Raw genomic sequence first — 25,647 nt, 5'->3', positions numbered from 1 at the left:
CGGACCTCGGTCCGCCTTTTCTCATTCATCGCCGCGCAAGCTCACACGGGCTTGCGACGACGCCAGCGCGCAACGCCAAACCCCGCCGCCAGTACCACCGCCAGCAGCAAGCCTGCACTGGCGGCGCGATGCTGCGCCACCCAGTGGCGGCCCTGACGCCACGCCTGCACATACGGGAAGCGTGCCGCCGCCGCAAAATCAGGCTCCACGCAGTTCTGGCCGAAGTCTTCCGAGAAAGGCACGGCCGCCCCTTCCTTGATGTAACGGCGATAGAGCTGGCTGGCGCGCTCCTGGTCGTAGTAGACGAAATTGACACCCTGGCACAGCACGGCGGCAAAGGCTTGCGAACGTGGCGGCAAGGCATCGGCGGCCTTCATCGCGTAGTCGGCGGCGATGTCGCGATAGTGGAAACGCTTGTAGGGTCGCGCTTCGCTGGCGGCATAGCGCTGGCGCTCGCCTGCGCTCACCAGCGGGCCTGGCAGGTCGGCCTGGGCACGCGCCTGCGGCGTCTCCGGACGCGGCCGGTTTTCCTCCCCGCCCCAGAAGCCGGCGCGACCGGCGCCACCCGGATAGCCGCCGCCATAGGTAGCGAAGTCCGGGCCCTGCTCGTAGCCCATGATTTCCATGCCCTGACGACGGGCGATCAGGGCGGCCTCATACCAGCCCCGGGCGCGGCTGTCGGCACGCCAGGCATGCTGGCCACGTTCCAGCGCCTGACCGTATTCGCGCGCCTTGGCGCGCACACGCCAGGTGACCGGTGCGGGCTGGCCGTTGTCGTCGTAGACACTCTCCACGAAACGCTCGTCGCGCTCATCGGGGAAGTAGGCCAGCGCCTCCTCCACCCGCCCATCACGTACCAGGCGACGCGCCAGCAACACACGCAGCTTGTCCTCCAGCGTTGCAGGGGCCAGTGTCTGCGCCACCAGCGGGCGCGAATAATGGGCGTACTTCGGCTCCTGCATCGCCTTGGAGACCGCCGCCTCGCCAGGCATCGGCGAAGCCGGTGCATGCGCATCGACATAGGTCTTCAGCTCGTCCGCCGTCAGCACCCGTTCGGCCACGTAGGCCAGGTCGTTGTAGTAGTCGCCGAAGGCGCCGACATAGTAGCCCTCACCGGCGCTTCTCGATGCGCTCTGGCTGGCCGCACGATGGAACTGCGCCAGCGCTTCCACGTATTGTCCGCGCGAGAGCGTGAGCACGCCCTGTTCGCCCTGCAGCAGGTCCGCATTGCCCGGTTCCAGGCTGGCGTCGTTGCGCGGGAAAGCCTGGATGGCGCGGGCATAGGCCTGTACCGCCGCCTCGTTGTCGCCACGGCGCAGCGCCAGCTTGGCGCGCACCCAGCAGGCCAGCGCCGACTCCTGACGGGCCGCCAGTATCTCGGCCAGGTCGTAGCGCCCGGTGCGATAGGCCAGCGCGGCCACGCGATCGATGCCGTCGATGTGTTCCAGTCCGCGCCGCTGCAGGGCCGTCACCAGATTGACCAGCACTGCATTGGGCTTGAGGCCATGCCCACGTGCGGCATCCCCATAGCCGGACGAACCGCTGGTGGAGGCGTAGGGATCGTAGTCGCTGCCGCCAGATTGCGGTCCGTCCGCCACGTCGCCCACCCGTGCCAGTGCGTAGGCCACCAGCAGCTTCTGCGCCACCGCATCGTCGATGAGGGCGGCACTGGTGTCATCGCGCGACAGGCTCCATCCGGCGATGGCCTGCAGCGACGACAGCGCGCCGGCCGAGCCGCGTGCGGCCTGTTCGGCGTAGAGGTGGATGGCCTGTTTGAGGTCCGCCGGCGGGATGCTGTCGGCGCAGTCGCGACCCTCGTTGAAATCGGACCAGCTGCAGCTTCCCCCCTCCCCCGTGAGATACAGGCGCGCCTGCTCGCCGTAGCTGTCCACGGCCAGACCCAGCGGATCGGCAGCGCCTGTCTGCGCCAGCTGGCGGGCCTGCCGGAAGGCGGCATCGGCCTTCTTGCGATCGCCCTGCACGGCAGAGAGGCGTCCCAGCATGTAGGCCGCCCACACCGAGCGGTCAACGCCCTGCGGCGCCGGCAACGCCAGCACCGCCTCGAAACGTTTCTGCGCCCGTGCCAGCAGTGCCGGCGAAGTCGCCTCGCCCTGCTCGCCGAAGGCGGCGCGGTAATCCTGAGCGGCCGCGGTATAGAGGCGGATGGCCGCTGGCAAGGCCGCCCCGGTGGCATAGGCGGCGTCGCCGTCGGACTGCGCGCGCATGGCCTTGAGGACCGCGACGCCGGCCTCATCCAGCCGGCCCTTCTCGCGCATGGGCAGCGCACGCGGATCGTTCTCGCGGCCGGCTGCGGCATCGTAGCCGCTGCCTTCGTCGGCGCGCAGGGTATCGCTCACGCTCACCAGGTGGGCGGCTTCCCAGGCAAAGGAATTGGCCGGGGTGTTGTGCAGGGTACCGACGCGGTCATCCAGCAATTGCAGGGGGAAATCCGGGCCGCAAGCCACTACCGTGGCTGCGCCGATGACAATGAAGCCGCCCAGGCTCCAGGCGATGCGGGTGGTCTTGCCAAAAGGGTTCATCAGGATCCGATCTGTAAAACGGTGTCGTGGGGCAGGATGCCATCGGCGCAGCGCAACCAGCCGATTTCCCGGCTGGCACCGGCGCGCAGCAAGCCTGCCTGGGTCAGGCGCAGGTAGCTTCCGCGGCGGTCGTGTTCCAGCGCATAGCCATTGATGCCATCGGCGGCGCAGGCGTTCCCGGCGTCGCCGCGCGCATTGATGCTGATGCGCAGCGGCAGTGGTGCGTCGGCGTCACCGGTGTTGTCGAGGCGGATCTCATGCAGCGGCCCGGTGGCACTGGCCACCATGCGCGCCGCCAGTTCGGGTTTCGGCGGCCGCCGCTCCAGCACCGCCATCCAGGTCGCCAGGCTCCAGGCGCGGCGGTCGTCGCCGGTGGGCAGGCGGAACCAGGTGATGCCAGCCAGGCCGGGTTCGGGGGAGCTTGTCAGCGCCGAGACGAAACGCGCCAGCACCTGCGGCTGTGCCATCAGTTCGCGGCCGCTGCCCCCGGCGAGCAAGGCGCGCTCGCTTTCGACGGCGGCGATGCGGCCCTGGTCGTCCCACACCACCCGCGATCCATAGGCGGGCAAGGCCACATGCCAGGGGTGCGCGGTGCGCCCCGCATAGCGCACCATCCACTCACGCGCGCGCACGGGGTCGAACAGGCCCTGGCGCGGGTCGAGCACGGCATGCACCTGCAGCACCGATTCATCTGCGCTGGCCAGCAAGGCGTCCAGGCGGGGGCTGTCCAGCCAGGTCGGCAAGGCCGTCACCGCCAGGGCCAGCGGCGCGATGCGTGTCTTGAGGCGGAGCAGGAAGGCGGTGTATTCCGGCAGGCGCGCGGTGGCGCAGTCATAGTCGATTTCCAGCGCCGCCGGTGACAGGCCTTGCGCACGCCAGGCATCGAGCAGGGCCAGCAGGTGTGCTTCGATGGCGGCGCCGTCAAAGCGCGCCAGTTGGCCGTTGATGCGTACCGTCATCAGGAGCGGCTTGCCGGTGGCGGCGAGTGACGCGGCATCGGGGCCGATATCGATCCAGCGTCCGGACGCCCCCAGCTCGGCGGCCAGCACATGCCAGCGGGTCACCTGGGGGTTGGAGGTGGACAGCGCGGCGCGCAGGGCCGGCGTCCACTGGCGCTGCCAGACATAGACGTCCTGCGCCAATACCCGGGGCGGCGCCGGCCTGCGCGAGCAGGCGGCCAGCAGCAAGGTCGCCAACAACACCAGGGGAAGCACGAAGCGACAGGAAGATGGCAGGGAGAATGGCATGGACGACGTCGTGAGGGCGGCGAAAAAGTCCGTGGCACAGGGCCGGTCGCCGGCATTGTACGCGAGCCCTCCCGGAAAGACACAGGGCCCGGTACCTTGCGGTCACCGGGCCCTGTGTCTGGAGTAGCCTGGATCAGGCCTTGCTGGCCTGGTAGCCCTTGCTGCTCATCGGCACGAAGGCCATCAGCACGCCCAGGATGGACAGGCCGATCACATAGTGCGCCGGGCCTTGCGGGTCAGCCTTGATCCACAGCGAGATCAGCACCGGGGTGAGGCCGCCGAAGATGGCATAGGCCATGTTGTAGGCGAAGGACAGGCCGGTGAAACGCACCGGCGGCGGGAAGGCGCGGGTGGAGACGATGGGCGTGAGCGAGATGCTGCCCACGAACAGGCCCACCAGCGCATAGCCCCACACCAGCGACTCGGGCGAACCGGGCAGATGGCCGTAGAACCAGAAGCTGGACAGGCCCAGGCCGCCCCAGCCGATGATCATGCTGGCACGGGTGCCGATGCGATCGCACAGCCAGCCGATGGCCAGGCAGCCGATGGTCAGCATCAGGGTGCCGGCGCAGTTGGCCTGCATGACCAGCTTGGCCGGCAGGTGATGCACGGTCTGCAGGTAGGACGGCGTCATCAGGATCACCACCACCACCGCGCCCGACAGGCACCAGGTCATGCCGGCGGTCAGCACGCTGGCGGCGCGGTGTTCGCGCAGGACCGTCTTCAGGGGCAATTCATTGGATTGCTTGCGGCGCGCAGCCAGCTCGCGGAACACCGGCGTCTCTTCCAGGTAGCGGCGCAGGTACACCGACACCAGGCCGAACACGCCGCCCAGGATGAAGGGAATGCGCCAGGCGTAACCCGCCACCTCGGCCGGATCGAAGACGCTGTTGATGAAGATGCCCATGAGCGAACCCAGCAGGATGCCGCCGGTGATGCCAGCCGTGAGCGAACCGACGCCGAAGCTGTAGCGGTTGGCCGGCACGTGCTCGGCCACGAACACCCAGGCACCCGGCATCTCGCCACCGATGGCCGCACCCTGCAGGGTGCGCATCAACAACAGCAGGATGGGCGCGGCCACGCCGATGCTGGCATAGGTCGGCAAGAGACCGATCACCAGGGTCGGCACGGCCATCAGGAAAATCGACAGCGTGAACATGCGCTTGCGGCCGATCACGTCGCCATAGTGGGCGATGATGATGCCACCCACCGGACGCGCCAGGTAGCCGGCGGCGAAGATGCCGAAGGTCTGCAGCATGCGCAGCCATTCGGGCATGTCGGCCGGGAAGAATAGCTTGCCCACCACGGCGGCGAAGAACACGTAGATGACGAAGTCGTAGAACTCCAGCGTGCCGCCCAGGGCCGACAGGGCCAGGGTCTTGTAGTCGGACGAAGTGAGTGGTCGGTGCTGGGACTCGTTCAAAGCCCCGGTAAAATCAGCGGAGGTGGTCATGTTGGTTCACTAACGGCAAAGCCGGCATCGGCCCCCGCGCCAGCACTTGCACAAGAGGCAAGACCATGGCGCAGCGGGCCGCAAGGCCTGCTTCATCTTTTCGGTCGGGTGGTCGCAGACGGCATGTCTGCGCAGGACAGATTCAGCGGAAAACGTAAGGCAGGGATATACGATTTAGCGTCGAAACTGCCTTAATGATAACCGAAAGCGGCAAAACTTTCGCGGCGCAGCATAATTTGCTGCGGCATGGGAAGTCCGCAGCATGGGCCGCCGCAGAGGTTTTTCTGGCCGCCAATGGCAACGAAGCCCGCATTGCAACATCGATTGCAATGCGAGCTTCGCCAGATCATTCCATGACAGCAGCAGAAATCCTGTCAGCCTTCAGTCAGGCCCACCCCGGATCGTCGCTACCGGCTTTTGCGAGCCGCTGGCCCTCAGGCTTCGAGGACGATATCGACGGCCGAACTGCGGCGCAGCATCAGGAAACCTTCGCCATAGATGTTGCGAATTTGCATGGGGGCTTCCTGCAGGGAGCGCAATTTCTGCCGCACGCGGTAGATCAGCGCGTCGATGCGATGGGCATCATATTCCTCGCCGCCCGAGCGCAGCAGATCGAACAGTTGCGTATGCGAGACCGGATAGTTCGGACTCTGCAACAGTGCGGCCAGGGCCGTGCTTTCCTTGTCGGTGAATTGCTGGGCCACCACACCCTGGCTGGCCAGCCGTCCCGACTTGCGGTTGAAGGTCCACTTTTCCGATTCGGGCGAGCTCTGGTGCGGTGCGGTCTTCATGCGCCGTGCCAACGCGGTGAGCGTCGCCGAGACCTCTTCCAGCTTGAGCGGCTTGACCAGATAGTAGTCGGCCCCATCGCTCATGCAGCGCACCTTGTCTTCCAGGCGCGTGGCCGAGGTCAGGATCACGATGCCCATGGACGGGAAGTGCTGGCGCAGCGAGGCAAGCTCGGGCAACAGACTTCCATCAGGCAAACCGACGTCGGTCATCAGGATATCCGGCTGGCGGCTCTTGAGGATGTCGCGCGCCTGTCCCAACGAGGAACAGACCGAGACTTCATAACCCAATTCCCCCACATGCGCGCTGAGCGTATTACGCCAGTCGATATCGCTTTCAACGATTAGTACTTTCATCACTCTAGTGTTCCGGACGAAATGTTTTTATGACTGCCGGAGCATCCCCCCGCGTACTGTCGTACGTGTATCCGGGCCCACCGTCAGGCAGGGATATGCTTTCCATAATCACAACGTTATACAGAAAATATCTGCAAATAAAATCATAAAAACTCGCAGACATCTTCCTCCCAAAAACTCCACGGCGATTGGCTTTCAGCGCAACAGCCTGGTTACTGTCGTCAGTAAATGGTCGACCGAACAGGGCTTGAGCAGGAAGGCCGATATCTCCGGAATACGGGCATTGGATGCAGGAAGATTGGCGCTGATCAGGGCCACCGGAATATGGTCATAGCGTTCATCGGATTTGATGTAGCGCGCCAGCGCCATGCCATCCATGCGCGGCATGGACAGGTCGGTCAACACCAGCGACGGCAGGTGCGACTGCATCAATGCGATGGCCTCTACCCCGTCGGCCGCCGCCATTACCGATAGACCGCTGTGCACCAGAATCTCGCAAAGCATCTCGCGCGAGTCGGCATGGTCCTCCACCACCAGCACAGTCTTGTCCTTCTCCTTCGTTCCCACGGTATCCCCCTCCAGCTAACCCCCGCCCCCCTATCGGAGCGGTGATCTGTTGTGAGTGATGGTGAGGGGTGGCGAAGAATCGCGGTATCAGGAAATTCCTGATGAAAAAGACAATATTGTGAGGCGGCAAGCTCGACCGCATCGCATGGGCATCGGCACCGTGCGCGGGTGCAGGGCCACAGGCGGGAAACTCAGGCGTGGGAAGGAAGGAGGCGCTGGATTTCTTCCAGCAGGCGTTCGAAGAACACCGGCTTGCGCAGGAACAGGTTGTGACTGGATTGCGACAGATCGTGGCGCTCGGGCGCGCCGCTGCACAGGATCACCGGCAAGTTGGCCCCACCCGGCAAGGCACGCACGGCGGCGCACAGTTCCAGGCCATTCATCACCGGCATCATGCAATCCGAGATGAGCAGGTCGGGCCAGTCCTGTTGCATCTTGACCAGGGCCTCGGCGCCATGACTGGCCGTGCTCACCCGATAGCCATGCAATTCCAGCAACATGGCATAGGTATCGGTGATGTCCACCTCGTCATCGACGACCAGCAGCATCACCTGTCGGCCAGCGCGGGCCTGCATGAAAGCCACCTGGGAAGCCGGCGTGGTCTTGCCACTGCCTGCCGGGCCCTGGATCAGGTACAGGCTACCCGCCGGCAAGCCGCCCCCGAGGATCTCGTCAAACCCGGCAATGCCCGTCGCCAGCAGGGAGATGCGATGGGTTCGTCCGGGAGCGATATCGGCGGACGCAGGAGACGGCAAGGGGTCGCTCATGGAATGGTAACGTTGGTCTTATTGTGCGAACGAACTGGCGCTGCATGCTACGTGCGCCCACTCAAAGACTAAGGTTGCCAACCATAAGGAAAGTTGCATCGTCTCCTGAAGAAAGATCCCGGTAGTTCCTCTAGCGCAGCTTGAATACGCTGACCGTCTGCGCCAGGCTGGCGGCCTGCTCCTGCATGGCCTGGGCGGCGGCGGCGGCCTGTTCCACCAGGGCGGCGTTCTGCTGCGTGACCTCATCCATCTGGGTCACGGCGCGGTTGATCTCGTCGATCCCCACGCTCTGCTCGCTGGTGGCGGCCGAGATCTCGCTGACCACGTCGGTGACGCGCTTGACGCTGTCGACCACCTCGGACATCGTCGTCCCCGCCTGCCGGACCAGGCTGGTGCCGGCGCCGACCTTGCTGACGGAATCATCGATCAACTGCTTGATTTCCTTGGCGGCCGAAGCCGAGCGTTGCGCCAGGCTGCGCACTTCCGAGGCCACCACCGCAAAGCCACGGCCCTGCTCGCCGGCACGGGCGGCTTCCACGGCCGCGTTCAGGGCCAGGATATTGGTCTGGAAGGCAATGCCATCGATGACCCCGATGATCTCGACAATGCGATTGGAGGCCTGGTTGATCGCCTCCATGGTCTGCACCACCTCGCCCACCACGCCACCACCACGCACGGCCACCTCCGACGCGGTACGCGCCAGCTGGTTGGCCTGGCGGGCGTTGTCGGAATTCTGCTTCACCGTCGAGGTCAGCTCTTCCAGGGCCGAGGCCGTCTCTTCCAGCGAGGACGCCTGCTGTTCGGTGCGATGCGACAGGTCCAGGTTGCCGGTGGCGATTTCGGTGGATGCCGTGGCGATGCTGTCGGTACCGGTGCGCACGCTGCCCACCACCTGCAGCAGGCCCTGGTTCATGGTCTGCAGCGCGGCCATCAGCTGCCCGGTCTCGTCGCGGCCTTGCGCGCGGATATCGGCGGTCAGGTCACCCTGGGCCACGCGGCGCGCAATGCCCACCGCCTCCTGCAAGGGGGTGGCGATGATGCGTGCCACATACAGGGCCAGGCTCAGCCCGATCACCAGGGCTGCCACCAGGATGCCGACCACCCAGATCCGCCCCTTGCTGAAGGTGTCATCGGCACCGGCAGTGGCGGCGTCACCGCCATCCTGGTTGACCTTGATGAGCTTTTCCAGGTTGGCCAGGATATCGGGATAGAGCTTGTTGGAGTAACCCAGGAACAGGTCGCGCCCCTGCGGATTGTCCTTGGCCAGGAAGGCCGCCACGATCTTCTTGTGCTCGACCAGGAACTCGCCGATCTGCTGCTTCACCTGGGGATAGGTGTCGCGCTCCTGGGCGGTATCGAGGCTGGCCTCGTAGTCCTTCATGGTCTTGTCCAGGCCGGTGAGGATGGCCTGGCTGCGCGTGATCAGGCCGGTCATGGCGGCGACGTCGCCGTCATAGATCGCCAGTTGCGACTCGGTACCGCGCAGACGCACGAACAGCAGCTTGATATCGGCCAGCTTCTTCTGCGCCGGCATCCAGTCCCGCGAGATTTCCGAGGACGCGTTCTTGACCTTGGCCAGCTGGCTGATCGAGAACACCCCCTGGATGGCCATCAACACCAGCACGGCCAGGAAAGCCAGCAACAGCTTCCTGGCGATCTTCAGATTCTTGAACCAGTTCATCATCCCTCCCTATCGATACGCATCGTCTTGCCCGGATTATCACGGTCTCCGGTGAGCTGCCATTATCGAGGCGCGATTTCACGGCCAATCCGGCAAGGAGAGAGGGATTTCCCTGCCTGGGCCCGAGCGGCCGCCCAAGAAAAAAACGCCGCTCCGGGTAGGCAGCGGCGTTCTCCTGTAACAGGCAACAGCGATCAGGACTTGGCAAACCCGCCCCGCAGCTCGGCCTGGGCGCGCATGCGCTCGTAGTCACCCTTGGGGACCGGCTGGGCATCGGGCTCGCCCAGCTTTTCCAGCGGGATACGATACGTCTCGCGGGCGCTCAGGGCGGCCAGTGCCGCCACCACCGTGATGGCGAAGGCAATGCTGCCCACCGTCAGCCAGATGTGGTCGGCACCCGGCGGTGCCACGGCGGTAAAGAGCGCCGGCAGCATGGCCGTGATGGCGGTACCGACGTTCTGGGCGATGGCCATGGCCGACACGCGGCTGCGGGTGGGGAACAGCTCCGGATAGAAGCTGGGGAACACCGCGTTATAGCCCTGGTACACCACGCCCCACATCAGCAGCGACATCACGAAGGCCAGCGGCACATGGTGGATGCTGATGGCATACAGGTAGGCAAAGGCGAACAGCCCGGCCAGCAGCGAGCCCACGATGATGGGCGGACGACGGCCGATGCGGTCCGACAGCTTGCCCACGTAGGGGATGATCAGCACGGCCACGATATTGCCCACCACCGGGATCCACAGGTAGACGTCCTTGGCGAAGCCGATGCCATAGGCCGGCTGCACCGCATAGGCCGCGCCGAAGATGGTGGCCACCACCGGGATCACGTTCATGAGCGCCATGCAGACCACGCGCAGCATGTTGGGCGTGCAGTCACGGAAGGCATCGACCACCGGCGAACGGCGCTGCGTATCGTTCTTGTCGGCGGCCTTGAAGACCGGGGTTTCCTCGACGGTACGGCGGATCACCCAGCCGGCGATGATGACCACGAAGCTGAGCAGGAAGGGAATGCGCCAGCCCCAGACATTGAACTGCTCGGCCGGCATGTAGTGCGCCAGCGGCAGGAACACCGCCGCCGCCAGGATCTGCCCGGCCTGCACGCCCTGCAGCGTGAAGCTGGAGAAGAAGCCGCGTCGACCGAACGGCGCGTGTTCCAGGATCATGGAACTGGCCCCCGAGATCTCGCCGGCCACTGCAAAGCCCTGCAACAGGCGCATGATCACCAGCAATGCCGGCGCCCACAGGCCGACCTGGTCATAGGTGGGCAGGAGCCCGACCCCGATGGTAGAGAAGCCCATCATGAACATGCACCACAGCAGCACGTTCTTGCGGCCATGGGTATCCCCCAGGTGGCCCAGCACGAAGGCGCCGATGGGGCGCGCCACATACCCCACGCCATAGGTGGCCAGCGAGGCGATGATGGCGGTGGTCGGATCGCCCTTGGGGAAGAACAGCTGCGGGAAGATCAGCGAAGCCGCCGTCGCATAGATGAAGAAGTCATAGTATTCCAGCGCCGAGCCGATCCAGCCGCTGGCGGCGGCCTTCTTGCTCTGCTGGGTGTGGTCGCCGGCGTCCTGCGCCGGGGTCGCCGATGTATGTCTGGGTTGCATAGTGTCTCCGTCTGAAGATGCCATAGTGGACGATTGCGGGTCAGGCTGCATCAGAATCGATGCAGGATGCCCATCTGCAAGCCGACCAGGCTCTTGCCATTGATATCCGCCCCGGCCAGGTTGCTGCCGGGTCCGGCCGAACCGCTGAAGCGCCAGCCGGCATTGGCCTGGTTCTTCATGTAGTTGGCAAAACCATACAGCGTGGTGCGCTTGGACAGGTCGTAGTAGGCGCCGACGTTGCCGCCCTGGGCGCCGCCATCCTTGTGGCTGGTATCGACCATCACGCCATAGAGCGCGCCAATGCGCAACTGCGGCGTGAGGCGATAGTCGGCCGAGACCTGGTAGACGTTGTAGAAACGCTGGATGTTGGGGTCGTTGCCGGCAAAGTAGTTGTTGGGATTGCTGACGTTGTTGAGGATGGTGGCCGCGTTGTTGCCATTGGCATTGGCGGTGCTGTTGTTGCTGCGCACATAGGCCAGATAGACCTTGCCCGGACCATAGTCGTAATCGAAGTAGACGTTGTGGTACTGCACCGTATTGTCGTACAAGCCACCGGCATTGGGCTTGGCCATCAGGCCGGCATAGCCGGCGCGATAGGCGCCATTGGTGTAGTCCAGGCCGAACTGGTAGACGCCGCGACGGCCCAGGCCTTCGCCGGCCGTCTCGGGCATGGCGTAGTGGACGTCGAACTGGAAGCCGGCCCAGCGCGGCGATTTCCACGACAGGTCGTTATCGAAGCGCGACGGCACGCCGAAGGTATTGATGATGGAGCCGTAGGTGGTGCGCTCGGTGTAGTCGATGGCGCCGCCGATGAAGAAAGGCACGCTGTTCTGGCGGCCCATGCGGAACTCGCCTGCCTCCGGGGTCTTGATACCGACCCAGGACTGGCGATCGAACAGGCGGGTGCTGTCGGCCAGGCCGCCGGTGTCACCGGCAAAGCCGTTTTCCAGCGTGAAGGTGGCCGCATAGCCGCCGCCCAGGTCTTCGTAGCCCTTCAGGCCGAGACGGCTGCGCAGGATGGCGCCATCGTTGACGCCCCACAGGCTCTTCCCGGTGCTGCTGCGCATGTAGCCCAGGTATTGATCGATGGTGCCATAGAGGGTCACGTTGCTGGCCGCGCTTTGCGCCAGGGCAGAACCCGAGGCTGCCAGCAGCAGGCCAAGGGCGACGGGTGTCCGTAGGGATCTGGTTTTCATGTCTCGCTGTTCTCTGTTGTCGTTGTGGTGAGTGCTGCACCTCATCCCTGGCACTGGGCACTGGGCGCAGGGCCTCCCCTGCCGGCGCAGGCGCGGCACGAGGGTCGGAGATGGGAAAGGCGTCCGGCGTGGGGCCGGTGGGCAAGGCTCAGGTCGGTGGGGGCCAGGCTGTCATGTCGTCTCCTCTGTTGTCGCAGTGTTGTATTGGTGTGGCCAGTGCTGCCTGGCTTTTCTTGTTGTTGATTGATGCAATTTGAGGGCTCACCTCAATAGCCATCACCCTTGTTCTGTAGTGGGTGGGTGATCGGCCGCATAGTCAGGCAAACATCGGTTCGCGCACCCGCAGGCCGCGCCTGAGCACCTGGTCGGTCACCCACTTGGCGGAACGCCGCGCGCGCTCGGCCACCACGGCCGGCGCCATCTGCAGGTAGTCGTCGTTGAACACCTCGAAGCTGTAATCGCCCCGGTAGCCACCGCGATGCAGGCGCCGCACCATGTCCGAGAGCTCCAGCGAATGCTCGCCCTCGCCAGGGAAGACGCGCAGGTGACGCGCCGTCTCCAGCCTTTCCTCGGGGCTGCGGATCTCGCGCCACATGAAGTCCGACAGCTGCACCATGGCGATGCGCCGACCGGGGATGGCATCCAGGTCTTCCAGCGCGCCCCGGTTGGCGAGGATGTGGAAGGAATCGATCACCACGCCCAGATTGGCGTGATCGGCCAGCTCCACCACTTCCCAGGCCTGCATGTACTGGTTGATGTGACGGCCCCAGGAGAGCGCCTCGAAGCCCACGCGGATGCCCAGCGGCACCGCCAGGTTGGCCAGCTTGGCCAGGTCGCGGGCGATGTGGGCGGTGTCGCCGCTGGCGTGCTGCGAGGTCGAGGAACACACCAGCAAGAGCGGTGCGCCCACGGCCTTGCAGATCTGCAGCAGGTTCTTGGCGACGTCGACCTTGTACTCGTGCAGGGTCCCCTGCAAGCCTTCATAGTCGCGCATGACCTGGATGCCGGTCACGCGCAGGCCGCTGGCACGCACCAGCGCCACGGCGGCGTCCAGCCCACCGGGATAGCCGACCAGGTCCTTGGACCACAGCATGATCTGCGAGAAACCCGCGCCGATCGAAGCCTGCAACTTGGACTCCAGCCCACCCGGCAGGGTGATGGTGTCCATGCCGAAATTGTCGAGGTTCACAGGGCCTCCAGGTGACGGAAATCATCAGCCGACACGCCCGGCCAGCCGAACAGTTCGAGATACAGCGGCGCCTGCTCGATGAGCATCTCCTTGCCCTTCTGGATGCGGCAGCCCTTGGCCTGCGCCTGCACCAGCAACTGGCTCATCTCGATCTTCATGCCGCAGTCGGCGACGATGGCCTGCGGGCTGATGCCTTCCAGCGCGAAGGGCATGGGGTCGCCCACATGCATGCCCAGCGGCGTGCAGTTCACCAGCAGGTCGAAGCCAGTGGCATCGGGCTGGGCAAAACGCACCCGGGTCGCCGGGAAGGCCTCCTGCACGCGTGCCAGCAATTCCTCGGCGCCAGCACGGTGGGTGTCGTAGACACAGATCTCGGCCACGCCCTGTGCCGCCAGCGAGGCCACGATGGCGCAGCCCACGCCACCGGTGCCCACCACCAGGGCGCGGGTGCGGTTCCATACCAGCGGCGTGTCGCCGACCGTGCGCGCCAGGGCGCGGATGAAGCCCTCGCCATCGATCAGGTCGCCCCGGATGACGCCCTCGGCATCGCGATAGACCGCATTGCAGGCACCGGCCACGCGGGCGCGCAGGGTAGCCTGGTCGACCGCGTCCAGCGTCATGCGCTTGTGCGGGATGGAGACGAAGATGCCGCCCACGTTCTCGGTCTTCATGAACATGCGCACCGCTTCGCAGTAGCGCTCCGGTTCGATCTTAAACGGGATGACGCGGGCATCCAGGTCGTGATGCTTGAAATAGGCGTTGAACAGCGTCGGCGCCTTGACCTGCTCCACCGGCCAGCCGATGACCGGGAAGATGCGCGTGGTTCCTGTGATTTCCTTCATGACTTCACTTCCTGTCTTTCTGGCTGCGCACCAGTTCGAAACTGACGCCGCCCTTGTAGAGCTGGGTGAGCGCACCGCGCTCGCTGACCTGGGTAGGAGCACGGTCGACAAAGACCACGCCGCGCTCCTGCAACTGCCGTACCGCCTGCAACACATCGGGCGCGCCCAGGCCCAGGCGCAGCAATTCCTCTTCCCAATGGATGTCCTCGGTGCCTTCGGGCGGCTCCACCAACTGGATATAGAACTGGCGGCAGGGACTGACCAGCAGGCTGCCCTTGGGCAGGATGCCGAAGAACTGGCCTTCCGGCAGCACGGTGAAGCCCATCAGGGTCGAGTAGAAATCGATCCACTCGCGCAGGCGATCCGGACGCACCGCCTGCACCAGTCCGAAGAAGTGCATGCCGGCCAGGGCCGTGGTCTTGCGGCGCTCCTGGCTGGACGGTTTGAAATCGACGTCGTAGATGGAAAAGTCGCGATAGCGATCGACGAAATAGATGATGGAGTCACCGCAGCCATGCACGCCAGGGATGTTCAGCTCCATCGCCCCGGCACGGGTCGGGATGCCCCAGGCGCCCAGCTCGGTGACGCGACGATAGGCTTCGTTGGCGTCGCGCACGCGCAGGGCGATGGCGCTCAGGTTGGTGGACTGGACGTCATTGTCGAATCCGGCCCGGGCCGCGACGTCGGCATTGACGATCACGTTCATCTCGCCCTGGGTATACAGCACCACCTCGCGCGAACGATGGCGGCCGACCTGCTCAAAACCCATGCGCTCCAGCACGGCACCCAGCGCCAGCGGCTCGGTGGTGGCGTATTCGATGAACTCGATGCCATCGATGCCCAGCGGATTGGTGGGGACAGGATTGTTTTCTATGGTGTTCATCATGATCCCGATGATTTGTCTCGGAGGCGAGTATAGCCAAGCCCCCATCCCTCAAAAAGACCAAATCGTCACTAAACGTGCGATAATCGCGCAAATTGTTCGCCAATCACTCATTTATCGGTTTTTTTTACGATGATCGACCAAAGTCCCGTAGAAATTGACATCCAGAAGCGTGATCTGATCGAAGGCCTGATGAAGGGATTCGACGTCATCACCGCCTTCAACAGCGATTCGCCGCAGCTGACCGCCAGCGAAGTAGCCGAGCGCGTGGGCCTGACCCGCAGCGCCGCGCGACGCTACCTGCTCACGCTGGTGCATACCGGCATGGCGGCCTCCGACGGCAAGAAGTTCTGGCTCATGCCGCGCCTGCTGAACCTCGGCCAGTCCTACCTGGAGTCGGCACGGGTGCCGCGCGCGGTGGTCCCCTTCCTGCAGCGGCTGACCCAGCAGTTGCAGGAATCGACCAATTTCTCCCTGCTCGACGGGGATGAGATCGTCTATGTGACGCGGGTCACCGCGGCGCAACTGGTCAATGCCGGCTTCGAGCCCGGCACCCGCCTGCCGGCCTACACCACCACCGCCGGCCGCGTGCTGCTGGGCACCCGCGAGGATGCCGAGATACAGGCCTATCTGGACCGGGTCACGCTGATCCCGCACACCCACATGGCGGTCACCGACAAGGCGGCGCTGTTCCAGGAAATCCTCACCATGCGCAAGCAGGGCTATGGCATCACCGAGAACCAGTTCGAGATGGGCATGCGCGGCATCGCCATCCCGGTGAAGAACCGCAACGGCCGCGTCATCGGCGCCCTGAGCGTGACCTCCAACATCGCCACCTGCCCGCGCGAGGAAGCCATCTCGCGGGGCGTGCCGGCGCTGCAGACCACGGCCAATACCTTGATGATGTGGGTATGAGGAGAGGGCGATGAGCCAGGAAGAAAATCTGCCCGCGTCCGAGGAGGCCGGCGAGGTCGGAGAGAATAACGAAGGCGGCCTGTCGCGGCGCGACTGGATCGCCGGACTGGAGAAGGGCCTGCTGATCCTGGAAGCCTTCGACTACGACAACCAGCGCATGACCTCGGCCCAGGTGGCCGCCCGCACCGGCCTGTCGCGCACTGCCGCGCGGCGTTACCTGCTGACGCTGGAACACCTGGGCTACCTGCACAGCGAGGGCAAGACCTTCACGCTGACGCCGCGCGTGCTCAAGGTGGGCTGGTCCTATTTCGATTCGGCGCCGCTGCCGCGCATCCTGCAGCCCTTCCTGCAACAGATCACCGGACAGACCGGCGAGGCCGTCTATGCCAGCGTGCTCGATGGCTGGGACCTGGTCTTCATCGCCCGCAACGGCGCCACCCGGGTGATGACTACCGGCTTCGTGCTGGGCGCGCGGGTACCGGCGCAACTGGCCTCACCGGGCATCGTGATGCTGGGCGCCCTGCCCGAGCCGCAGGTGCGGGAATGGCTGGCCAGTTGCCCCATGACGCCCTTCACCCCGCACACCATCACCGATCCCGGCCAGCTCTATGAAGAGATCGCGCGCGCCCGGCAACTCGGCTACGCGCTGGTGGAACAGCAATTGCAGACCGGCGTGCGCGGCATCGCGGTGCCGCTCAAGAACCGGCACGCCAAGGTGATCGGCGCATTGAGCCTGAGCATTCCGATGGCCAGCGAATCGCGGGAGCAGGCGCTGGGGCGCATCCTGCCGGCCTTGCAGCAGGCGGCCAATGCGCTGATCAATCAAATCTGAAATGCGCAAATCTGAAATGCGCAAATCTGAAACACGCAAATCTGGACATGCAAATCTGAGCTCGCCTGTTTGAGCTGTGTCCACGATCATCGCAACACTGCCGGCCGTTCGTCCTGAGTAGCGGCACAGCCGCGTATCGAAGGCGCACGGAGGGAGCGTACCTTCGATACGGCCCCAGGGGCCTACTCAGGCCGAACGGGAGTCAGATCATCGGGACCCGGCGCCTCAGAGCTCGGTGAAGAGCGCCTCGGCCGCCAGGCGTGACTTGGGCAGCCTGGCATTGAAGTCGTCGGCACCGTGGTAGCCCAGGCCGACCAGCACTACGCTGGTGAAGCCCTGCTCGCGCAAACCCAGTTCCTCATCCAGCACCTTGGCATTGAAACCTTCCATCGGCACCGCATCCACTTCCAGCGCGGCCGCGCCCAGCAGCAGCGTGCCCAGGGCCAGGTAGACCTGCTTCTCCATCCAGTGCTGGGCGTCCTTCAATTCATAGCGATGCAGGTTGCTGTACATCAGGCGCGAGCCGCGCTGACCGGCGCGCGCCTCGGGATTGGCGAAGCGGCCATCGGCTTCTTCCTTCTCCAGCAGGGCCTCCAGATGCGGCTCGCTGATCCCGGTACGGGCGCACAGCACCAGCACATGCGAGGCGTTGAGGATCTTGGGCAGGTTGTAGGGATAGCCGGCTTCGGCCGCCTTGCCCACGCGCGCCCGGCCGGCATCGGTACTGGCCAACACGAAATGCCAGGGCTGGGAATTGACCGAGGACGGTGCCAGGCGCAGCAATTCGCGCAGTTCGGCGATGACGTTGGCGGGGATCTTGCGGCTGGGATCGAAGGCCTTGGTGGAATGGCGCTTGCGGGCGAACTGGAGGAGGCTCATGGAATTTCCTTCAAAAAATGGATCGGATTGCGGGAGATGGACCATCTCTCTGGAGGGCATCATCGGCCATCCTCCGGCTTCAAAAAAGCAGAAGGCGACAGAAACATTTTCAAAATATTTTTGAAAGTAAAATAAGGCCCCTACCCGAATTCCCGACCACCATGATCCGACTGGAAGACCTTGCCATCTTCGTCTGCGCCGCCGACAACGGCAGCCTCTCGGCTGCCGCCCGCCAGCATGATGTGACCCCGGCCGTGGCCAGTGCCGCCATGAAGCGCCTGGAAGGCGAACTGGGCGCGCGCCTGCTGGCCCGCTCCACCCGCAGCCTGCGCCTCACGCCCGATGGCGAGCGCTACCTGCAATACGCCCGCAACGTCCTGGCCGAAGTCAATGCCGGACGCGACGCCGTGGCCCATGGCCGCCGCGTGGTCGGCGGCAACCTGTCGCTATCGGTACCCTCTGATTTCGGCCGCAACCTGATGTGCCAGTGGCTGGACGAGTTCCAGGCCCAGCATCCGGCGGTGAGCCTGCAGGTGCGCATCAGCGATCGCGTGGCCGACATGTTCCGCCAGCCGGTGGAAGTGGCGATCCGCTACAGCCCGCCCGAGGATTCCAGCCTGGTGGCGCTGCCGCTGGCGCCCGACAATCGTCGCGTGCTGTGTGCCTCGCCCGACTACCTGGCGCGCCACGGTCGGCCACGCACGCCGGCCGACCTGCGCCAGCACAATTGCCTGCGCTACCTGCTCTCGGACATGCTGCATTCGCAATGGGGATTCTTCCAGGATGGCGCACCGCTGCAGGTACAGGTCAGCGGCGACCGCGTCTGCGACGATGGCGAGATGGTGCACCGCTGGGCGGTGGATGGGCGCGGCATCGCCTACAAGTCGCGCCTGGATGTGCTGGCCGACCTGCGCAATGGCCGGCTGGAAGCGCTGCTGCCCGATTACGAAGGCGAGGCCTCGCCGCTCAATCTGGTCTGCACCCACCGCATGAGCCTGTCACCGACGGTGCGGGCCTTGCGTGAACTGCTGGGCGAACGCATCGCGCGCTACCTGACCGACCGCTAGGGCCGGCGCAATCAGCCCTTGGTCGCCAGGCGGCGCATGCCCAGCGACGGCAGTGCCGGCAACACCAGGCCCAGGCACAGCAGGCCCATGCCCAGCAAGAGATCCGGCGAGAGCTGTTCACCGAAGACCAGCGACGACAGTGTCAGGCCCACCACCGGCACGCCCAGCATGCACACTGACACGGTCACGGGCGAGAGACGCTGGGTCATCTGCAATACGATCAGGAAAGTCAGGGCCGTGGCCAGCGGGCCGGTATAGGCGATCACACCCCAGGCATGCGGATTGTGCAGGAACACCGGCGCGCCATCGACGGCCAAGGCCAGCGCGCACAGCGGCACGGCCGCCACCAGCGTCTGCCAGGGCAAGAGGTCGAAGTCCAGCTTCACGCCCGGCGTGAGCTTGATCTGCAGGATGTTCATGGCCCACGACAGCGAGGCCGCGCCCAGCATCAGGTAGCCGATCATGCTGTGCAGGTCGGCATGCAGCAGCGCCGGCAGCACGATCACGGCAATCCCCGCATAGCTGCACACGGTCGCCGCCGATTGCTGGCTGCTCAGCTTGTGCTTCAGCACCAGCGCCGCGCCCGGCACCACCCAGATCGAGGTGGCATAGGCAATCAGCGAGGCGCGCCCTGGCATGACGAAATGCAGGGCGCCCGTCACCAGCGCCGTGAACAGCCCCATCTGCAAGACCCCCACGCCAGCCACCACCGGCCATTCCTGGCGGGTCGGCAGGCGCAGCTTGCCCAGCACGGCGGCGATGATGAAACTCAGGATCGCCGCCGACAGGAAGCGACTGGCCGCGAACCACAGCGGCGGGATGAACTGGCTGCCGAACTTCATCACCGGCCAGTTGCCGCCCCAGATGCAGATGGCCAGCACCACGCACACCAGGAACAGGCGGCTCATCGGCTGGTGCTGAAGGGAAACGGAACGTGGTGCGGCGGTGGCGGTGGACATCTTGACTCCAGGGAAGACAACGGAGCGCCAGCGATGCGGAAGCGGCCATGAAAAAAGGCCGTCCGATGCATGTTGCAGCGCATCCAAACGGCCTTCATGGTAGAGAAGAGACGGCAAATAGTGCTGCCGTATTTGACACCGGGAAACATGGTTTGCAGCATTTCCTGCTGCAAAACCTGATTATTCAAATTATTTATTCGATCAAACCATTTTGGCGCAGCATGCGCCACTTCCCGGTGCAAACAGCATCAAGCTCTAGTGTGGTGCAACAGCGCGGCTCGTACGATCCAGCGTGAACACTCCCACCAGGCGCACCAGCTTGTCGGCCTGTTCCTGCAGCGACTGGGCAGCGGCGGCGGCCTGCTCCACCAGGGCGGCATTCTGCTGGGTGGTCTCATCCATCTGGACGATGGCCTCGCCGACCTGCTCGATGCCCGAGCTTTGCTCGTGGCTGGCGGTGGCGATCTCGTTGACCACGGTGGACACGCCCTGGATGCTGGAGACCACTTCCTGCATGGTCTGGCCGGCCTGCTGCACCAGCTGGGTACCGGCATCGACCTTACCCACGGAGTCATCGATGAGTTGCTTGATCTCCTTGGCGGCAGCCGCCGAGCGCTGCGCCAGCGAACGCACTTCCGAGGCCACCACGGCAAAGCCGCGGCCCTGCTCACCGGCCCGCGCCGCTTCCACAGCGGCGTTCAGGGCCAGGATATTGGTCTGGAAGGCGATGCCATCGATGACGCTGATGATATCGACGATCTTGCGCGAAGAGGCATTGATGGACGCCATCGTATCGACCACCTGCCCCACCACTTCGCCACCCTGGATGGCTACCTTGGCGGCACTGGAGGCGAGCTGGTTGGCGTGCTGGGCGTTGGCGGCGTTCTGCTTGACGGTGGAGGTCAACTCCTCCATGGCCGAGGCGGTTTCTTCAAGCGAACCGGCCTGCTGCTCGGTGCGGTTGGAGAGATCCATGTTGCCGTTGGCGATTTCATCGACCGAGGTCTTGATCGACTCGGTCGCATTCTGGATGCCGTGCACGGTATCGACCAGGCGGTCGCGGGTATAGGCCACCGCCGCCACCAGGCTCTGGTTGTCGCCACCGGCGGTGCGGATGTTGCCGGTCAGGTCGCCAGCGGCGATCTTGCGGGCCATCTCGGCAGCCTCGGTGGGTTCGCCACCGATGGAGCGGAAGATATTGCGCGACACCAGCGCGGCAATCACCGACAGCAACAGGCCCAGGGCCACCAGCACCACCACGGCCTGGATCAGGGCGCGACGGAAATCGGCCTCGATGTCGTCCGAATACACGCTACAGATCAGGTCCCAGTTCCAGGGCTTGAAGCGCTTGACGAAGCCCATCTTGGGACTGGGCTTGTCGCTGCCCGGACGCGGCCACCAGTATTCCAGGTAACCCTGGCCAGGGGCTGAGGCTCCGGCGGCGGCGATCATCTTGTAGAGCGGATTGCCCTTGGCATCCTTGAAATCGATCATGTTGCGCCCATCGAGCTTGCTGTTGATGGGATGCATCACGATGGTCGAATCCGCGCCCACCAGCGTGGCATAGCCGTCGCCGGTATAGCGCTGGTCGCGCACCCGGGCGATGGCGCCCTTCTGCGCATCCTCGTGCGAGAGCTTGCCCTCGGACTCCAGCTTGGCGTAGCCGGCCACGGTGGTATAGGCCATCTCGGTGACGTCCTCCAGGCCGCGCTGGCGCTCGGCAATCTGCAGGTCACGGGTCTGGTAGGCATGCCAGACCGAGAGGAACAGCAAGGCCATCCAGGAAAACACCAGGGGAAGCCAGAGTTTTTTCTTCAGCGAGAGATTGTTCATCATGGGCGGTGGAGGTGGTCATCATTGGGAAAATGGCGGGATGACACGACCACGCAAGCGCGATTTGCTGTCCAGCAATGCATGATGTCCCCTCCCCCCATCTGTATTACGGCCGACAAACTGTCCTGCTGAAGGGTAACCTATAAATAGTCGATAAATTGTTTATATTTTGTTGTCATCACGGAATCTGTTGTTTTGGCCGCGCCGGATCCGGCAAGCCACAGGGCAGGAACTGGCCCCGGCCGAAGGCATCGGTGACCTTGCCATCGTTCCACACCACCTCGCCGCGCGAGATCGTCATGACCGGCCAGCCGGTCAGCTGCATGCCCTCGTAAGGGGTGTAATCGACGTCGTGATGCAACATGGCATTGCTGACAGTGACCTGACGGTGCGGATCCCAGATGGCGATATCGGCATCGCTGCCGATGGCAATGGTGCCCTTGCGCGGATAAAGGCCATACATCTTGGCCGGATCGGTCGCGGTCAGGGCGACGAAGCGGTTCAGATCGATGCGGCCCTTGACCACGCCTTCCGAGAACAGGATGGGCATGCGCGTCTCCAGCCCCGGCGTGCCGTTGGGGATATAACGGAAAGGCACTTCCTTGCCCCCCGGTTTCTTGCCCTGCGGATCCTCATAGCGGAACGGTGCATGATCTGACGAGAACACCGTGAACAGGCCGCTGGCCAGGCCATCCCAGACGTATTGCTGGTTGGCCTTGTCGCGCGGCGGCGGACTGCAGACGCACTTGGCACCATGGTAGCCATCGTCCAGGTGATCGGCGGTCAGCACCAGGTATTGCGGACAGGTCTCGGCGTGGATGCGCAGGCCGTGACCATGCGCCCAGCGGATCTGCTCGATGGCTTCCTTGCCAGAGACATGCACGATCAGGATGGGCACATCCACCAGTTCCGAGAGCGCAATGGCGCGATGCGTGGCCTCGCGCTCCACCAGCATCGAGCGCGAATGGGCGTGGTATTTGGGCGCGGTCAAGCCGGCCTCCTCCAGCTGCTCGGTCAGCCAGCCGATGCAGTCGGCGTTTTCCGCATGCACCATCACCAACGCCCCCTCGCGCCGCGCCAGGGCCAGCAGGTCGAGGATCTGACGGTCGTTGAGCTTGAGATCGTCATAGGTCATGTAGATCTTGAAGGAGGTATAGCCCTCCCGCACCAGCTGCGGCAGTTCTTCCTTGAGGACCTTCTCGCTGGGATCGCTGACGATCATGTGGAAGGCATAGTCGATCACGGCACGCCCCTCGGCGCGACGATGATAGTCCTCCACCGCCGCCCGCAGCGAGCCGCCCTTGGCCTGCGCCGCGAACGGGATCACCGTGGTGGTGCCGCCGCAGGCGGCCGAGAGCGTGCCGCTCCTGAAATCGTCGGCCATCTTCAGGCCCTCCTCCATCGGCTGGTCCAGGTGGCAATGCGCATCGACGCCACCGGGCAGCACCAGCTTGCCACTGGCATCGATCTCTTCGCGGCCGCGCGGGAGGTCGCGGCCCAGCATGGCGACCTTGCCGTCCTTGATGCCGACGTCACATTGCATCAGGTCGGAGGCAGTCGCCACCGTACCGTTGCGGATCACCAGGTCAAAGCTATCCATCCGTCTTCCTTTCGATGTGACCAATATGGGGTGGCATCACGCCACGTCGCGGAACAGGCTGCCCCAGTGGCGGATGCGCGAGGGATCGGCGCCGGCCTGCTTGAGCGACTTCCACACCACCGTGGAAATGGTGTCGTAGATGGGGATGCCGACTTCGCGCTCCAGCTCTTCCACCAGCGGCGCGCCGCGCAGGTTGGTGCAGAAGATGGTGATGGCCTGCGGCTTGTCGCGGGCCACCTCGCGCACCATGGCGCGCAACTCCTCGGCCCCCACTTCGGAGAAGGAAAAATTGTCCTGCTTGCGCAGATGGCGTTCAGCCACGCACTCGTAGCCAGCGCCGGCATAGTTGCTGATGATGGCGGCCTGCACGTCGTCGAGATAAGGCGTCACCAGGCCGAAGCGTTTCACCCCGGTGCGCTCGAAGATCTCGTTCAAGGCCAACACCGAGGTGCAGGCCGGGATGCCGGTGGCCTCGGTGATGCGGGCGCACAGTCGCTCATCGGCCTCGAATCCCAGCCAGCCGGAAGAAGTCCCGTTCCAGCCGATGCTGCCGACCTTGGCATGCGCCAGCAGTTCGGCTGCGCGCAGGATCTCGCTGTCATCGAACTGCGCCAGCGCCTGGTTGGACAAGGCGATCTCGGTGACGCGAAAGCGTCCGAAATGGGCGCTGGCCTCGGGGATATCGGCCAGCATGGCGGTGGTCACCGGTTCCAGCGTGGTGTTGGAGGACGGCGTGAGCATGCCGAGCAGGGTGCGTTGGGTCATGGTGTTTCCTTTCAGGCCGCCAGCAGGGCGGCGTCGGCATGGGCCAGCGCCGCTTCCTCGCGGATCAGGCCCAGAATGTGGCGTTTGGCGTGGTTGAATTCCTGGGTGGTGGTATCGCGCGGACGCGGCAGGTCGATGTCGATCAGCTCGCGCATGCGACCCGGACGGTGGGTCATCACCGCCACCTTGGTAGCCAGGATCAACGCCTCGTCCACGCTATGGGTGACGAAGACGATGGTGCCCTCGTAGCGCTGCCACAGGGCTACCAGTTCCTCCTGCATCTCCATCTTGGTCTGGGCGTCGAGGGCGGCGAAGGGTTCGTCCATCAGGATCACCGAGGGGTTCTGCAGCAAGGCGCGGGCGATCCCCACCCGTTGCGCCATGCCACCGGAGAGCTCGCTGGGATAGTGGTTCTCGAAGCCCTTGAGCTTGACCGTCTCGATGAAGGGCTGGGCCGCCGCGCACCGCTCGGCCGCACTCTTGCCCTGCAGCTTGAGGGAGAAGGCGACGTTGTCCCACACCGGCAACCAGGGCATCAGGTTGGCCTGCTGGAACACCATGCCGCGGTCGGCACCCGGCCCGGTGATGGTGCGCCCGGCCACCTTGACCTCGCCGGTGGTGGGAAATTCGAAGCCGGCGATCATGTTCAGCAGCGTGGACTTGCCACAGCCGGAGGGGCCCAGCAGGCAGAGGAATTCCTTCTTCTCCAGCTTCAGGCTGACGTGGTCGATGGCCAGCATGTCGGTGCCACGCTTGCGGTCCTTGAAGACCTTGACGATGTCGTTCAATTCGATGAATGCCATGATGTGTTTTCCTTGGTCGGTGCGTGCAGCCAGGACAGGAGCCGGCTCAGCCCTTGCCCTGCACGGTCGAGACATGCTGCCAGCGCAGCATGGAGTTCATGATCTGCTTCAGGATCCAGTCAGCCAGGAAGCCCAGCAAGCCGATGCTGATCATGGCGGCGATCACCAGGTCGTAGCGCAGGAAGTAATACGAATCCCACAGCGCATAGCCGAGACCGCTCTTGACCGCCACCATCTCGGCCGTGACGGTGAGCATCCAGGCGCTGCCGATGCCGATGCGCAAGCCCGCGAAGATGCTGGGCATGGCCGCCGGCAGGATCACGAAACGCAGCAGCTGGCCCTGGCGCGCCCCGGCCATGGCAGCCGCCCGCAGGAGGTTGCGGTCGGCCGTCTTCACGCCATGCACGGTGTTCATCAGGATGGGGAAGAACGCCCCCAGGAACACCAGGAAGATGGCCGGCTTGTTGGCGATGCCGAACCAGATGATGGCCAGCGGGATCCACGACACCGGCGGCACCGGTCGCAGCATCTGCACGGTGGGCTCGATGGCACGCTCGACCCAGCGCCACCAGCCGATGGCCACGCCCAGGGCGATGCCCGAGACCGCGGCGATCAGGTAACCGGCGGTGACGCGCAGGCAACTGGCCATGGCGTCATAGATCCATTTGCCGCTGCTGTCCTGGGCCGACTCGTTGATGCCGAAGATCCAGTCCATCCAGGTCGCGAAGACCCGCGACGGCGCCGGCAGCAGCGAGGCCGGGATCATCCCCGAACGGGAGAACGCCTCCCAGGACAAGACCAGCAACAGCGGCACGGCAAAGCGCCACTTCGCTTCCGACAGGGAGTGCTTCAATCCACTCATGGTGAT

The 25,647-nt window shown here is 64.7% G+C and carries 23 protein-coding genes; 4 read left to right on the top strand and 19 right to left on the bottom strand.

The annotated features are described in order from the left end of the window. Nucleotides 1-41: 41 nt before the first annotated feature. From ACIPHN_RS11820 to ACIPHN_RS11765, 12 genes are all read right to left on the bottom strand, one after another. Nucleotides 42-2,540 (bottom strand): hypothetical protein, encoded by a 2,499-nt coding sequence (locus ACIPHN_RS11820; protein WP_400436304.1) that lies wholly within the window; start codon nt 2,538-2,540, stop codon nt 42-44. Further along, a complete protein-coding gene (locus ACIPHN_RS11815) occupies nt 2,540-3,787 on the bottom strand; it encodes a DUF3142 domain-containing protein (RefSeq protein WP_400436303.1) in 1,248 nt (415 codons plus the stop codon). Before ACIPHN_RS11815 ends, ACIPHN_RS11820 begins: the two co-directional genes overlap by 1 nt. A gap of 133 nt (nt 3,788-3,920) precedes the next feature. Next, the gene (locus tag ACIPHN_RS11810) at nt 3,921-5,240 is read right to left on the bottom strand and encodes an MFS transporter (RefSeq protein WP_400436302.1); all 1,320 of its coding nucleotides are present in this window, start codon (nt 5,238-5,240) and stop codon (nt 3,921-3,923) included. 434 nt (nt 5,241-5,674) lie between these two features. Next, complete coding sequence (locus tag ACIPHN_RS11805; protein ID WP_400436300.1) at nt 5,675-6,385, bottom strand: response regulator transcription factor; 711 nt, start codon at nt 6,383-6,385, stop codon at nt 5,675-5,677. A 195-nt stretch (nt 6,386-6,580) separates the two neighbouring features. Continuing rightward, a complete protein-coding gene (locus ACIPHN_RS11800; protein WP_400436299.1) occupies nt 6,581-6,952 on the bottom strand; it encodes a response regulator in 372 nt (123 codons plus the stop codon). Between the two features lie 191 nt (nt 6,953-7,143). After that, a complete protein-coding gene (locus ACIPHN_RS11795; RefSeq protein ID WP_400436297.1) occupies nt 7,144-7,719 on the bottom strand; it encodes a response regulator in 576 nt (191 codons plus the stop codon). Nucleotides 7,720-7,849: 130 nt separating this feature from the next. After that, complete coding sequence (locus ACIPHN_RS11790; protein WP_400436295.1) at nt 7,850-9,400, bottom strand: methyl-accepting chemotaxis protein; 1,551 nt, start codon at nt 9,398-9,400, stop codon at nt 7,850-7,852. Nucleotides 9,401-9,594: 194 nt separating this feature from the next. Continuing rightward, entirely contained in the window at nt 9,595-11,016 is a 1,422-nt protein-coding gene (locus tag ACIPHN_RS11785; RefSeq protein ID WP_400436294.1) for an MFS transporter, read from the bottom strand. Between the two features lie 50 nt (nt 11,017-11,066). After that, nucleotides 11,067-12,212, bottom strand: a complete 1,146-nt coding sequence (locus tag ACIPHN_RS11780) for a porin (RefSeq protein WP_400436292.1) — start codon at nt 12,210-12,212, stop codon at nt 11,067-11,069. Nucleotides 12,213-12,528: 316 nt separating this feature from the next. After that, nucleotides 12,529-13,401, bottom strand: a complete 873-nt coding sequence (locus ACIPHN_RS11775; protein WP_400436290.1) for a sugar phosphate isomerase/epimerase family protein — start codon at nt 13,399-13,401, stop codon at nt 12,529-12,531. Beyond that, nucleotides 13,398-14,243 (bottom strand): shikimate dehydrogenase family protein, encoded by an 846-nt coding sequence (locus tag ACIPHN_RS11770; RefSeq protein ID WP_400436288.1) that lies wholly within the window; start codon nt 14,241-14,243, stop codon nt 13,398-13,400. The genes ACIPHN_RS11775 and ACIPHN_RS11770 overlap by 4 nt, the downstream gene beginning before the upstream one ends. A 4-nt stretch (nt 14,244-14,247) precedes the next feature. Then, the gene (locus ACIPHN_RS11765) at nt 14,248-15,129 is read right to left on the bottom strand and encodes a 4-hydroxyphenylpyruvate dioxygenase (RefSeq protein ID WP_400436287.1); all 882 of its coding nucleotides are present in this window, start codon (nt 15,127-15,129) and stop codon (nt 14,248-14,250) included. A gap of 189 nt (nt 15,130-15,318) precedes the next feature. On the opposite strand from ACIPHN_RS11765, the gene ACIPHN_RS11760 reads away from it, so the two are divergent. Next, nucleotides 15,319-16,041, top strand: coding sequence for an IclR family transcriptional regulator C-terminal domain-containing protein (locus ACIPHN_RS11760; protein WP_400436286.1), 723 nt, complete (start codon nt 15,319-15,321; stop codon nt 16,039-16,041). 10 nt (nt 16,042-16,051) lie between these two features. After that, nucleotides 16,052-16,873: an IclR family transcriptional regulator C-terminal domain-containing protein gene (locus ACIPHN_RS11755; protein WP_400436284.1), complete on the top strand. Its 822-nt coding sequence runs from the start codon at nt 16,052-16,054 to the stop codon at nt 16,871-16,873. Between the two features lie 225 nt (nt 16,874-17,098). Here ACIPHN_RS11755 and nfsB read toward each other — a convergent pair whose 3' ends face one another. Further along, nucleotides 17,099-17,752: an oxygen-insensitive NAD(P)H nitroreductase gene (gene nfsB, locus ACIPHN_RS11750; RefSeq protein ID WP_400436282.1), complete on the bottom strand. Its 654-nt coding sequence runs from the start codon at nt 17,750-17,752 to the stop codon at nt 17,099-17,101. Nucleotides 17,753-17,913: 161 nt separating this feature from the next. Here nfsB and ACIPHN_RS11745 point away from each other — a divergent pair, with 161 nt between their 5' ends. Beyond that, nucleotides 17,914-18,819 (top strand): LysR family transcriptional regulator, encoded by a 906-nt coding sequence (locus tag ACIPHN_RS11745; protein ID WP_400436280.1) that lies wholly within the window; start codon nt 17,914-17,916, stop codon nt 18,817-18,819. 11 nt (nt 18,820-18,830) lie between these two features. Here ACIPHN_RS11745 and ACIPHN_RS11740 read toward each other — a convergent pair whose 3' ends face one another. Beyond that, nucleotides 18,831-19,778: a DMT family transporter gene (locus ACIPHN_RS11740; RefSeq protein ID WP_400436278.1), complete on the bottom strand. Its 948-nt coding sequence runs from the start codon at nt 19,776-19,778 to the stop codon at nt 18,831-18,833. A 47-nt stretch (nt 19,779-19,825) separates the two neighbouring features. Between ACIPHN_RS11740 and ACIPHN_RS11735 the strand changes: the two genes are divergently transcribed. Then, nucleotides 19,826-20,074: a hypothetical protein gene (locus ACIPHN_RS11735; RefSeq protein ID WP_400436276.1), complete on the top strand. Its 249-nt coding sequence runs from the start codon at nt 19,826-19,828 to the stop codon at nt 20,072-20,074. On the opposite strand, the gene ACIPHN_RS11730 is transcribed toward ACIPHN_RS11735, so the two are convergent. From ACIPHN_RS11730 to ACIPHN_RS11710, 5 genes are all read right to left on the bottom strand, one after another. Continuing rightward, nucleotides 20,034-21,611 carry a methyl-accepting chemotaxis protein gene (locus tag ACIPHN_RS11730; protein WP_400436467.1) on the bottom strand — a complete coding sequence of 526 codons (1,578 nt, stop codon included), beginning with the start codon at nt 21,609-21,611 and terminating at the stop codon, nt 20,034-20,036. The genes ACIPHN_RS11735 and ACIPHN_RS11730 overlap by 41 nt on opposite strands. Before the next feature lie 178 nt (nt 21,612-21,789). Continuing rightward, nucleotides 21,790-23,211: a dihydropyrimidinase gene (hydA, locus tag ACIPHN_RS11725; protein ID WP_400436275.1), complete on the bottom strand. Its 1,422-nt coding sequence runs from the start codon at nt 23,209-23,211 to the stop codon at nt 21,790-21,792. Between the two features lie 36 nt (nt 23,212-23,247). Then, on the bottom strand, nt 23,248-23,976 hold the full coding sequence (locus ACIPHN_RS11720; RefSeq protein ID WP_400436274.1) for an aspartate/glutamate racemase family protein: 729 nt from the start codon (nt 23,974-23,976) through the stop codon (nt 23,248-23,250). Between the two features lie 11 nt (nt 23,977-23,987). After that, a complete protein-coding gene (locus ACIPHN_RS11715) occupies nt 23,988-24,779 on the bottom strand; it encodes an ABC transporter ATP-binding protein (RefSeq protein ID WP_400436272.1) in 792 nt (263 codons plus the stop codon). A gap of 46 nt (nt 24,780-24,825) precedes the next feature. Beyond that, nucleotides 24,826-25,641 (bottom strand): ABC transporter permease, encoded by an 816-nt coding sequence (locus ACIPHN_RS11710; RefSeq protein WP_400436270.1) that lies wholly within the window; start codon nt 25,639-25,641, stop codon nt 24,826-24,828. Nucleotides 25,642-25,647 lie beyond the last annotated feature (6 nt).

It is taken from the genome of Herbaspirillum sp. NPDC087042 (genome assembly GCF_044745245.1).
Taxonomy (GTDB): domain Bacteria; phylum Pseudomonadota; class Gammaproteobacteria; order Burkholderiales; family Burkholderiaceae_D; genus Herbaspirillum.
Note: the sequence above shows the minus strand (reverse complement) of the source record. Positions and strands in the feature narration are given on the sequence as shown.

Bases quoted from the DNA above. Each gene is read 5' to 3' on its own strand.
- ACIPHN_RS11755 (WP_400436284.1), top strand. From the start codon at position 16,052: ATGAGCCAGGAAGAAAATCTGCCCGCGTCCGAGGAGGCCGGCGAGGTC.
- ACIPHN_RS11715 (WP_400436272.1), bottom strand. From the start codon at position 24,779: ATGGCATTCATCGAATTGAACGACATCGTCAAGGTCTTCAAGGACCGC.
- hydA (WP_400436275.1), bottom strand. From the start codon at position 23,211: ATGGATAGCTTTGACCTGGTGATCCGCAACGGTACGGTGGCGACTGCC.
- ACIPHN_RS11730 (WP_400436467.1), bottom strand. From the start codon at position 21,611: ATGAACAATCTCTCGCTGAAGAAAAAACTCTGGCTTCCCCTGGTGTTT.
- ACIPHN_RS11740 (WP_400436278.1), bottom strand. From the start codon at position 19,778: ATGTCCACCGCCACCGCCGCACCACGTTCCGTTTCCCTTCAGCACCAG.
- ACIPHN_RS11760 (WP_400436286.1), top strand. From the start codon at position 15,319: ATGAAGGGATTCGACGTCATCACCGCCTTCAACAGCGATTCGCCGCAG.
- nfsB (WP_400436282.1), bottom strand. From the start codon at position 17,752: ATGAGCCTCCTCCAGTTCGCCCGCAAGCGCCATTCCACCAAGGCCTTC.
- ACIPHN_RS11720 (WP_400436274.1), bottom strand. From the start codon at position 23,976: ATGACCCAACGCACCCTGCTCGGCATGCTCACGCCGTCCTCCAACACC.
- ACIPHN_RS11765 (WP_400436287.1), bottom strand. From the start codon at position 15,129: ATGATGAACACCATAGAAAACAATCCTGTCCCCACCAATCCGCTGGGC.
- ACIPHN_RS11710 (WP_400436270.1), bottom strand. From the start codon at position 25,641: ATGAGTGGATTGAAGCACTCCCTGTCGGAAGCGAAGTGGCGCTTTGCC.
- ACIPHN_RS11805 (WP_400436300.1), bottom strand. From the start codon at position 6,385: ATGAAAGTACTAATCGTTGAAAGCGATATCGACTGGCGTAATACGCTC.
- ACIPHN_RS11780 (WP_400436292.1), bottom strand. From the start codon at position 12,212: ATGAAAACCAGATCCCTACGGACACCCGTCGCCCTTGGCCTGCTGCTG.
- ACIPHN_RS11745 (WP_400436280.1), top strand. From the start codon at position 17,914: ATGATCCGACTGGAAGACCTTGCCATCTTCGTCTGCGCCGCCGACAAC.
- ACIPHN_RS11735 (WP_400436276.1), top strand. From the start codon at position 19,826: ATGAAAAAAGGCCGTCCGATGCATGTTGCAGCGCATCCAAACGGCCTT.
- ACIPHN_RS11770 (WP_400436288.1), bottom strand. From the start codon at position 14,243: ATGAAGGAAATCACAGGAACCACGCGCATCTTCCCGGTCATCGGCTGG.
- ACIPHN_RS11810 (WP_400436302.1), bottom strand. From the start codon at position 5,240: ATGACCACCTCCGCTGATTTTACCGGGGCTTTGAACGAGTCCCAGCAC.
- ACIPHN_RS11795 (WP_400436297.1), bottom strand. From the start codon at position 7,719: ATGAGCGACCCCTTGCCGTCTCCTGCGTCCGCCGATATCGCTCCCGGA.
- ACIPHN_RS11815 (WP_400436303.1), bottom strand. From the start codon at position 3,787: ATGCCATTCTCCCTGCCATCTTCCTGTCGCTTCGTGCTTCCCCTGGTG.
- ACIPHN_RS11790 (WP_400436295.1), bottom strand. From the start codon at position 9,400: ATGAACTGGTTCAAGAATCTGAAGATCGCCAGGAAGCTGTTGCTGGCT.
- ACIPHN_RS11820 (WP_400436304.1), bottom strand. From the start codon at position 2,540: ATGAACCCTTTTGGCAAGACCACCCGCATCGCCTGGAGCCTGGGCGGC.
- ACIPHN_RS11785 (WP_400436294.1), bottom strand. From the start codon at position 11,016: ATGCAACCCAGACATACATCGGCGACCCCGGCGCAGGACGCCGGCGAC.